General features: G+C 78.0%; 3 protein-coding genes. All 3 read left to right on the top strand.

Annotated elements, in window-relative coordinates:
• A partial coding sequence (locus tag VM95_RS36080; protein WP_045705216.1) for a type I polyketide synthase occupies positions 1 to 3,496 on the top strand: 3,496 nt, incomplete at its 5' end.
• A 68-nt stretch (positions 3,497 to 3,564) separates the two neighbouring features.
• Positions 3,565 to 8,778: a type I polyketide synthase gene (locus VM95_RS36085; protein WP_045705218.1), complete on the top strand. Its 5,214-nt coding sequence runs from the start codon at positions 3,565 to 3,567 to the stop codon at positions 8,776 to 8,778.
• Between the two features lie 52 nt (positions 8,779 to 8,830).
• A partial coding sequence (locus VM95_RS36090) for a type I polyketide synthase (RefSeq protein ID WP_045705220.1) occupies positions 8,831 to 10,669 on the top strand: 1,839 nt, incomplete at its 3' end.

Here is a 10,669-nt window from a genome sequence, read left to right on the forward strand (position 1 = left end):
CGAGATCGCCGCCGCCACCGTCGCCGGGGCCCTCAGCCTCGCGGACGGCGCCCGGATCGCCGCCCTGCGCAGCCAGGCCATCACCGCCATCGCCGGGCAGGGCGGCATGGTCTCGCTCCCGCTGGCCCACGAGGAGGCCGCCGAGCTGCTGACCCGCTGGGAAGGCCGGATCTCGGTCGCCGCCCTGAACGGGCCGACCGCGACCGTGGTCGCCGGGGACGTCGACGCGCTTGAGGAACTGCTCGCCCTCTACCACGACCAGGAGGTCCGGGCCCGCCGGATCGACGTCGACTACGCCTCGCACTCCCCGCACGTCGAGGCCATCGAGGCCCGCCTCGCGGAAGCCCTCGCGGGCATCACCCCGCGCTCCGCGGACGTCCCGTTCTACTCGACCGTCACCGGCGCGCTGCTGGACACCGTCGCCCTGGACGCCGGGTACTGGTACACCAACCTGCGGCAGACCGTCCGCTTCACCGACGCCGTCCGGGCCGCCCGGGCCGACGGCCTGGACGTCTTCGTCGAGTCCAGCCCGCACCCGGTGCTGACCCCGGCCATCGAGCAGGCCTTCGACGACGCGCCGGCCCTGGTGACGGGCACGCTGCGCCGCACCGAGGGCGGCTGGACCAGGCTGCTCACCTCCGCGGCCCACCTGCACACCCACGGCCTTCCCGTCGACTGGGCGCCGCTGCTGCCCGCCGGCGCCCACCCCGAGCTGCCCACCTACCCGTTCCAGCGCGAGCGGTTCTGGCTCACCCCCGCCGCCACCGGGGACCCGCGCACGGCCGGGCTGGACGCCGCCGACCACCCGCTGCTGTCCGCCGCGCTGCCGCTGCCCGAGGACGACGGCGTGCTGCTCACCGGCCGCCTCGCCACGGCCACCCACCCGTGGCTGGCCGACCACGCCGTCTGGGGCACCGTGCTGGTCCCCGGCACCGGGCTGGTCGAACTCGCCCTGCAGGCCGGGCGGCAGCTCGACTGCCACCACCTCGACGAGCTCACCCTCCAGGCGCCGCTGCTGCTGCCCGAGGACGGGGCCGTCCGGGTCCAGGTCCGGGTCGGCGCCGCCGACGGGACCGGCCGCCGCCCGGTCACCGTCCACTCCAGCCCCGACACCGAGCAGAACTGGACGAAGCACGCGAGCGGCGTGCTGGCCCCCGAGGGCCCGGCCGCCCGGTGGGCGCCCGAGCCGGTGTGGCCGCCGGCCGGCGCCGTGCCGGTCGCGCTGGACGGCCTGTACGGGCGGCTCGCCGAGGACGGGCTGGTCTACGGCCCGGCCTTCCAGGGCCTACGCGCGGCCTGGCGGCGCGGCGAGGAGGTCTTCGCCGAGGTCCGGCTGGCCGAGGAGCAGCTCGCGGACGCCGAGCGCTGCGGCGTCCACCCGGCGCTGCTCGACGCGGCCCTGCACACCACCCTGCTGGACGGCGCGGCGACGGTCCGGCTGCCGTTCGCCTGGTCCGACGTCACCCTGCACGCCACGGCGGCCACCGCCCTGCGGGTGCGGCTGACGCCGACCGGGCCGGACGAGCTGTCGCTGGACGTCGCCGACCAGACCGGCCAGCCGGTCGCCTCGGTCGGCTCGCTCGCCGTCCGCCCGGTCTCCCGCACCCAGCTCGGCTCGGCCCGCTCCACCGCGGACGCGCTGTTCTGGGTGTCCTGGACCGAGGCCGCGGCCGCGGCCGCCGGCCCGGCCGGGCTCGCCGTGCTGGGCGAGGACCGGCTCGGCCTCGCCGCCGCGCTGGCCGGGGCCGGGGCCGCCGCGGTCGCCCACCCGGACCTGGCCGCGCTCGGCGCCGCCGTCGCCGCCGGGGCGCCCGCGCCCGAGGCCGTCCTGCTGCCCTGGGTGCGCGAGCCGGGCGCCGACACGCTCTCCGCGGACGCCGCCCGCGACGCCGTCGAGCGGGCCCTGGCCCTGCTCCAGGCCTGGGCCGCCGACGAGCGGTTCGCGGCCTCCCGGCTGGTGCTGGTCACCCGGGGCGCGGTGGACACCCCCGACCCGGCCGCGACCTCGGCCGAGCCGGCCGACCTCGCCGCGGCCGCCGTCTGGGGCGCGGTGCGCTCGGCGCAGGCCGAGCACCCGGGCCGCTTCGTCCTGGTCGACCTCGACGGGGCCGGCAGCGACGGCGCCGACGCCGCCTCGCTGCGCGCCCTGCCCGGCCTGCTCGGCGGCGCCGAGCCGCAGTACGCCGTCCGGGCCGGCCGGATCCTGGTGCCCCGGCTCGCCCGGCCCAACCCGGCCGACGCGGCCGACGGCGGGCCCCTGCTCGACCCCGAGGGCACGGTGCTGATCACCGGCGGCACCGGCACCCTCGGCGCGCTGGTCGCCCGGCACCTGGTCGAGGCGCACGGCGCCCGGCACCTGCTGCTGGTCAGCCGTCAGGGCCGGCAGGCCGAGGGCGCCGAGGACCTGGTCGCCGCGCTCGCCGAGGCCGGCGCCGCCGTCACCGTGGAGGCCTGCGACGCCGCCGACCGGGGCGCGCTGGCCGCGCTGCTGGCCGCCGTCCCGGCCGAGCACCCGCTGACCGGCGTGGTGCACGCCGCCGGGGTGCTCGACGACGGCACGCTCGCCTCGCTCACCCCGGAGCGCACCCGCGCCGTCCTGCGGCCGAAGGTCGACGCCGCCTGGAACCTGCACGAGCTGACCCTGGACGCCAAGCCCGCGATGTTCGTCCTGTTCTCCGCCGCCGGCGGGGTGCTGGGCAACGCCGGGCAGGCCAACTACGCCGCCGCCAACGCCTACCTGGACGCGCTGGCCGCCCACCGCCGCACCCTCGGCCTGCCCGGGGTGTCGATGGCCTGGGGCCTGTGGTCCACCGTCAGCACGATGACCGGGCGGCTCGGCGAGGCCGACCGCTCCCGGATGCGGCGCTCCGGCGTGCTGCCGGTCTCCGCCGCGGACGGCCTGGCGCTGTTCGACGCCGCGCTCGCCCAGGACCGCCCGCTGGTGCTGCCCGTCCGCCTCGACCTGCCCGCGCTGCGCGCCGGGGAGCCCGCCGAGCGGCCGCCGCTGCTGCGCGCCCTGCTCGGCACCGCGCCCCGCCGGGCGGCCCGCGCCGACGCGGCCGGCACCGCCGCCCCGGGCCTCGACCTGGCCGCCCTGCCGGCCGCCGAACAGGCCCACGCCCTGCTGGAGCTGGTCCGGGCCCAGGTCGCCACGGTGCTCGGCTACGGCGACCCGGAGGCGGTCGGCACCGCGCGCGGCTTCCTGGAGTCCGGCTTCGACTCGCTGCGCGCCGTCGAGCTGCGCAACAAGCTGAACGCGGCCACCGGGCTGCGGCTGCCCGCCACGCTGGCCTTCGACCACCCGACCCCGGCCGCCGTCGCCGCCCACCTGGGCGAGCTGCTGCGGAAGCAGGCCGGGCCGGAGCCGGCGGCCGCGACCGCGACCGCCGCGCCGGCGCCCGAGCGGGCCGAACCGGCCGTCGAGGACGACGAGTTGGCCGACGCCACGCTCGACGAGCTGCTCGACATCGTCGACGACGAACTGCGCAACTCGTGACCGGCCAGCACCAGGACCACGCTCACCCGAACCCGGACCACGGGTCGGACAGGAAGGCACCCAGCGCAATGACCAGCGACGCGAAGGTCCTCGACACCCTCAAGCGGCTGACCCTCGACCTGCGCAGGACCCGCCGCCGCCTCCAGGAGGTCGAGGACGGCGCCCGCGAGCCGATCGCCGTCATCGGCATGGCCTGCCGCTACCCCGGCGGGGTCACCTCCCCCGAGGACCTGTGGCAGCTCGTCACCGAGGGGCGGGACGCCATCTCGCCGCTGCCGACCGACCGCGGCTGGGACGAGGACCTGTACCACCCGGACCCGGCCCGGCACGGCACCGTGTACGTGCGCGACGGCGGATTCCTGGACGCCCCCGCCGACTTCGACCCGGCCTTCTTCGGGATGAGCACCCGCGAGGCGCTGGCCACCGACCCGCAGCAGCGGCTGCTGCTGGAGACCTCCTGGGAGGCCTTCGAGCGGGCCGGCATCGACCCGGCCGCTCTGCGCGGCTCCCGCACCGGCGTGTTCGCCGGGGTGATCTACCAGGACTACGCGTCCCGACTGCGCCGGGTGCCGGGCGAGTTCGAGGGCTACGTCGGCAACGGCAGCACCGGCAGCGTCGCCTCCGGCCGGATCGCCTACACCTTCGGCCTGGAGGGGCCGGCCGTCACCCTGGACACCGCCTGCTCCTCCTCGCTGGTCGCCCTGCACCAGGCCGCGCAGTCGCTGCGCGCCGGGGACTGCTCGCTGGCGCTGGCCGGCGGCGTCACGGTGATGGCCTCGCCGCTGGCCCTGGTCGAGTTCAGCCGCCAGCGCGGCCTCGCCACCGACGCCCGCTGCAAGGCCTTCTCGGCCGGCGCCGACGGCACCGGGCTGGGCGAGGGCGTCGGCATGCTGCTGCTGGAGCGGCTGTCCGACGCCCGGCGCAACGGGCGCCACGTCCTCGCCGTGATCCGCGGCAGCGCCGTCAACCAGGACGGCGCCAGCAGCGGGCTGACCGCGCCCAGCGGGCCGGCCCAGCAGCGGGTGATCCGGCAGGCGCTGGCCGCGGCCGGGCTGTCCGCCCACGAGGTCGACGCGGTCGAGGCGCACGGTACGGGCACCACCCTCGGCGACCCGATCGAGGCGCAGGCCCTGCTGGCCACCTACGGCCAGGACCGGCCCGCCGACCAGCCGCTCTGGCTCGGCTCGGTCAAGTCCAACATCGGGCACGCGCAGGCCGCCGCCGGCGTCGCCGGGGTGATCAAGACGGTGATGGCGATCCGGCACGGCGTGCTGCCGCGCACCCTGCACCTGGACGGCGCCAACCCGCTGGTGGACTGGGACTCGGGCGCCGTCGAACTGCTCGCCGAGCAGCGGGACTGGCCCGCGACCGGGCACCCGCGCCGGGCCGGGGTGTCCTCCTTCGGGGTGAGCGGCACCAACGCGCACCTGATCCTGGAGGAGGCGGCCGCCGAGGAGGCCCCCGAGGGGACCGACGCCGAAGAGGCCGCCGCCGTCGCCCCGGCGACCGTGCCGTGGGTGCTCTCCGGGCGGACCGAGGCCGCGCTGCACGCCCAGGCCGCCCGGCTGCTCGACCGGCTCGACGAGCAGCCCGGGCTCACCGCCGTCGAGGTGGGCGCGGCGCTGGCCCGCACCCGCTCGGTGTTCGAGCACCGGGCCGTCCTGCTGGGCGCCGACCTGGCCGCGCTGCGCTTCCAACTGGCGGCGCTGGCGGACGGATCGGCCACCCGGCGCGGGATCGCGACGCAGGAGCGCCGGGTCGCGTTCGTCCTGACCGGGGCCGACGGCGGCGACCTCGATTGGGCCGCCCGCCTGCTGGAGACCGCGCCGGCCTTCGCCGCCCGGCTGGCCGAGTGCGACGCGGCGCTGGCCGAGGCGGTCGGCTGGACGGCGACGGACGTGCTGCGCGGCGCCGCCGGCGCGCCCGCCGCGACGGCCGAGCAGGTCGCCCGGCCGCTGCACTGGGCCGTCCTGGTGGCCCTGGCCGGGCTCTGGCAGAAGCACGGGGTGCACCCGGCCGCCGTGGTCGCCACGGGCTCGGCCGCGCTCGCCGGGGCCACCGTGGCCGGGGCGCTGTCCCTGGCCGAGGGCGCCCGCGCGGCCGCCTCGGGCACCCCGGCCGACCTGGCGACCGGCCACATCCCGCTGTTCGGCGCACTGGCGGAGGCCGTCGAGCGCCGCCACACCCTCTTCCTCACCCTCGGCACCGGCCCCGCGTCCACCGAGGCCGGGCCCGGCCCGCGGGTGGTCGACGGCGGCCGCGACACCGACGGCTTCCTCGCCGCGCTGGCCGAACTCCACGTGCTCGGCGTCCCGGTGGACTGGTCGGCGGCCTTCCCGGCCACCGGCCTGCGCCGGGTCGAGCTGCCCACCTACGCCTTCCAGCGCCGCCGCTACTGGCTGGAGGACGAGCCGCAGAGCCTGGACGTCGCGGCGGCCGGGCTGGCCCCCGCGGACCACCCGCTGCTGCACGCCGAGGTCGAACTGCCGGACGGCGGCGGCCTGCTGTTCACCGGCCGGCTCTCCCCCCGCGAGCAGTCCTGGCTGGCCGACCACGCCGTCCACGGGCGGGTGCTGCTCCCCGGCACGGCCGTGGTGGAGCTGGCCCGCTGGGCCGGCGAGCAGGCCGGCTGCGCGGGCCTGGGCGACCTGACGCTGCTCGCCCCGCTGTTCCTGCCCGACGCGGGCACCCGCATCCGGCTCGCGGTCGGCGCGCCGGACACCGCCGGCCGCCGCCCGGTCGAGCTGGCCTCCTGGGCCGCCACCGAGGACGGCGAGGGCGGCTGGACCAGGCACGCCACCGGGACGCTCACCGCCGAGGCGCCCGTCGACTCCTCCGACCTGGTCAGCTGGCCACCGCCCGGCGCCGTGCCGTTCCCGGTCGACGGCTTCTACCCCCGCACCGAGGCGCTGGGCATCGCCTACGGCCCCGCCTTCCAGGGCCTGCGCGCGGCCTGGCGGCGCGGCGAGGAGGTGTTCGCCGAGGTGGCGCTGCCCGCCGACCTGCGCCCCGAGGCCGCCCGGTACGGTGTCCACCCGGCGCTGTTCGACGCGGCCCTGCAGGCCTTCGCCGCCGCCGGGCCCTCGGCCGGCGAGGCCGGGCCGGCCCTGGTGCCGTTCGCCTGGCAGGGCGTGTCGGTCCGGGCCGCCGGGCCCTCGGCGCTGCGGGTGCGGCTCGCCCCGGCCGGGCCGGACGCGATGACGCTGGAGGCCGCCGACCAGGCGGGCGTGCCGGTGCTGTCCGTCGCGAGCCTGCGCGCCCGGCCGATGGCGGCGGACGCCGACCCCGGCCGGCCGCTGTGGCGCACGCACTGGGTGCCGGTGGCCGCGGCCCCGGCCCCGACCGCCCGCCGTACGGCCGTCGTCGGCGCCGAGGCGGCCGGGTGGCCGGCCGACGCCCGGTACCCGGACCTCGCCGCCCTGGCGGCCTCCGGCGACCCCGTGCCGGAGACCGTCCTGCTGCCGCTCGCCCCGGCCGCCGACACGCCGGCCGCCGTCCACGCGGCCACGGCGGAGGCGCTGCGGCTGGTGCAGGCCTGGCTGGCCGAGCCGCGGTTCGCCGCCGCCCGCCTGGTGGTGGCGACCCGCACGGCCCAGGCCGTCGAGCCCCGAGCCGAGGGGCCCGCCGCGCCGGGTCAGGAGGGCCCGGAGGCGAGCGGGCGAGCAACGGCCCCCGACCTCGCGGGTGCGGCCGTCTGGGGGCTGCTGCGCACCGCCCAGTCCGAACACCCGGGCCGGTTCGGCCTGCTGGACACCGACGCGACGCCGTCCGCCGAGACGCTGGCCGCCGCCCTGGCCGTCGCCGACGAGCCGCAGCTGGCGATCCGCCACCAGCGGCTCCTCGCACCCCGGTTGACCGCCGGCACCGCCCCCGCGACCGGCGGGGCCGGGTTCGCCCCGGACGGCACCGTCCTGATCACCGGCGGCACCGGCACCCTCGGCGGCCTGCTCGCCCGCCACCTGGTCGCCGAGCACGGCGTCCGCCACCTGGTGCTCACCGGCCGGCGCGGCGACCGCACGCCCGGCGCGGCCGAGCTGGCGGCCGAACTGACCGCGCTCGGCGCCGAGGTGACGCTGGCCGCCTGCGACGTCGCCGACCGCGACCAACTGGCCGCGTTGATCTCCGGCTTGGACCACCCGCTGACGGCGGTGGTGCACGCGGCCGGGGTGACCGACGACGGCCTGCTGGCCGCGCTGACGCCCGAGCGGCTGGCCGCCGTGCTGCGGCCGAAGGTGGATGCCGCCTGGCACCTGCACGAGCTCACCCGGGACCTCGACCTGGCCGCGTTCGTGCTGTTCTCCTCCGCCTCGGGCGCCTTCGGCACCGCCGGTCAGGCCAACTACGCGGCCGCCAACGCCTTCCTGGACGCGCTCGCGCTGCGGCGCCGCGCCGAGGGCCTGCCCGCCCTCTCGCTGGCCTGGGGCCTGTGGGCCGAACGCAGCGAGCTGACGGGCCGCCTGGACGGCGTCACGGCGGCCAGGTTGGCCCGGGACGGCGTCGGCGCACTCGACACCGCCGAGGCCCTTGATCTTTTCGACCGGGCCCGTAAGATCGACTCGCCGGTGCTGGTCCCCGTCCGGTTCGACCTCGCGCAGCTGCGGGAGCGGGCCGACCGGGAGCGGATCCCGGCGCTGCTGCGGGAGTTGGCGGCTCCGGCGGCACCGTCCGAGGCTCCGAAGGCGGCCACGGCACCGAAGCCGTCCGAGGTGTCCGCGGTGTCAGAGGCGCCGGAGGCCACAGCCACCGACCCGGCGACGGGCTTCGCGCAGCGCCTGCGGGCGATGCCGGAGGCCGACCGCCGGCGGGCCCTGCTCGACCTGGTCCGCACCCACGCGGCCGTGGTCCTGGTCGAGGCGACGCCCGAGGACATCGACCCCGGTCAGGGCTTCGTCGACCTGGGATTCGACTCCCTCGCCAACCTCGAACTGCAGGACCGGCTGAGCGACGCCACCGGGCTCAGCCTGCCGAGCACCCTGATCTTCGACTACCCGACCGCCCAGGCCCTGGCGGACCACCTCTGCGCCGAGTTCGGCACCGAGGAGGCCGTCGAGGTCGGCCCCGTCCTGGCCGAACTGGACCGGCTGGAGGCCTTCCTGGCCTCCTTCGACGCCAACCTCCAGGCCCGGCAGGCGATCACCCACCGGCTGAGGGACCTCCTCTCCCGCCGGGACGGCGACGCCCGCGACGGTGCCGACGCCGACACCCGCACCGAACGACCCGATCTCGACTCCGCGACCGACGACGAGCTCTTCGACGTGCTCGACCAGTTGCGCGCCGGCTGACGGCGCGCACTCCCCAGGTCATCCCCGCACCGGCTATAGGAGCAGGCTCACAGTGGCAAATGAAGACAAGCTTCGCGAGCACCTCCGGTGGGCTGCCGCCGAACTGGGCGAGGCACGCCGCCGGGTGGCCGAGCTGGAGGCGGCCGAGCGCGACCCGATCGCCATCGTCGGGATGAGCTGCCGCTTCCCGGGCGGCGTCCGCACGCCGGAGGAGCTGTGGGAGCTGGCCGTCGAGGGCCGGCACCCGATCGGCACCCCGCCGGCCGAACGCGGTTGGCGCGTCGAGGAGTTCTACGACCCGGACGGCGCGCGCCCGGGCACCTCGTACGTGTGCGAGGGCTCGTTCCTGGAGGGCGCGGACGCCTTCGACCCGGCCTTCTTCGACATCAGCCCGCGCGAGGCCCTGGCCATGGACCCGCAGCAGCGGCTGCTGCTGGAGACCTCCTGGGAGGCCTTCGAGCGGGCCGGCATCGACCCGTCCTCGATGCGCGGCGCCAAGGTCGGCGTGTACGCGGGCCTGATGTACCACGACTACGGCAGCCGGCTGGCCTCGGTGGACGAGTCCGTCGCGGGCTTCCTCGGCGCCGGCACCTCCGGCAGCGTCGCCTCCGGCCGGATCGCCTACGTGCTCGGCCTGGAGGGCCCGGCGGTCACCGTGGACACCGCCTGCTCCTCCTCCCTGGTGGCGCTGCACCTGGCCGCCCAGGCCGTCCGGCGCGGCGACTGCACCATGGCGCTGGCCGGCGGCGTCACGGTGATGGCCACGCCCGACACCTTCGTCGAGTTCAGCCGCCAGGGCGGCCTGGCCCGGGACGGGCGCTGCAAGTCCTTCGCGGCCGCCGCGGACGGCACCGCCTGGGGCGAGGGGGTGGGCATGCTGCTGGTGGAGCGGCTGTCCGACGCCCGCCGCCTCGGGCACCGCGTCCTCGCCGTGCTGCGCGGCTCCGCCGTCAACCAGGACGGCGCGAGCAGCAGCCTCTCCGCGCCCAACGGGCCGTCCCAGCAGCGGGTGATCCGGGCCGCGCTGGACGACGCCGGCCTCTCCCCCGACCTGGTCGACGCGGTGGAGGCGCACGGCACGGGCACCAAGCTCGGCGACCCGATCGAGGCGCAGGCCCTGCTGGCCACCTACGGGCAGCAGCGGCCGGCCGAACGGCCGCTGTGGCTGGGCTCGTTGAAGTCCAACCTGGGGCACACCCAGGCCGCGGCCGGGGTCGGCGGCGTGATCAAGATGGTGCTCGCGATGCGGCACGGCCTGCTGCCGCGCACCCTGCACGTGGACGAGCCGACCCCGCACGTCGACTGGTCGGCGGGCGCGGTCGAGCTGCTCACCGAGGAGCAGCCCTGGCCGGAGACCGGCCGCCCGCGCCGGTCCGCCGTGTCCTCCTTCGGGGTCAGCGGCACCAACGCGCACGTGATCCTGGAGGAGGCGCCCGCCGAGGAGGAGGCGCCGGAGCCGCAGGAGTCGGCCGACGTGCTGCCCTGGGTGGTCTCCGGCCGTACCGCCGACGCGCTGCGCGCCCAGGCCGGGCTGCTGCACGCCGCCGTCGACGCCCATCCCGAGTGGCGGCCGGCCGAGGTGGCCGCCGCGCTGGTCGGGCAGCGGACCGGTTTCGAGCAGCGCGCGGTGGTGGTCGGCGGCAGCCGCGAGGAACTGCTGGGCGGCCTGGCCGCGCTCGCCGAGGGCGACGCCGCGCCGGGCCTGGTCACCGGCGCCGGCGGCTTCGACCGGCCGGTGTTCGTGTTCCCCGGCCAGGGCTCGCAGTGGCTCGGCATGGGCGCCGAACTCCTCGACACCTCCGAGGAGTTCGCCGCCTCCATCGCCGCCTGCGAGGCCGCGCTGAAGCCGCACGTCGACTGGTCGCTCACCGACGTCCTGCGCGGCGGCGGC

It is taken from the genome of Streptomyces rubellomurinus, from assembly GCF_000961885.1.
Lineage (GTDB): Bacteria > Actinomycetota > Actinomycetes > Streptomycetales > Streptomycetaceae > Kitasatospora > Kitasatospora rubellomurina.

Coding starts and splice junctions, on each gene's coding strand:
- VM95_RS36085 (WP_045705218.1), top strand. CDS start 3,565: ATGACCAGCGACGCGAAGGTCCTCGACACCCTCAAGCGGCTGACCCTC.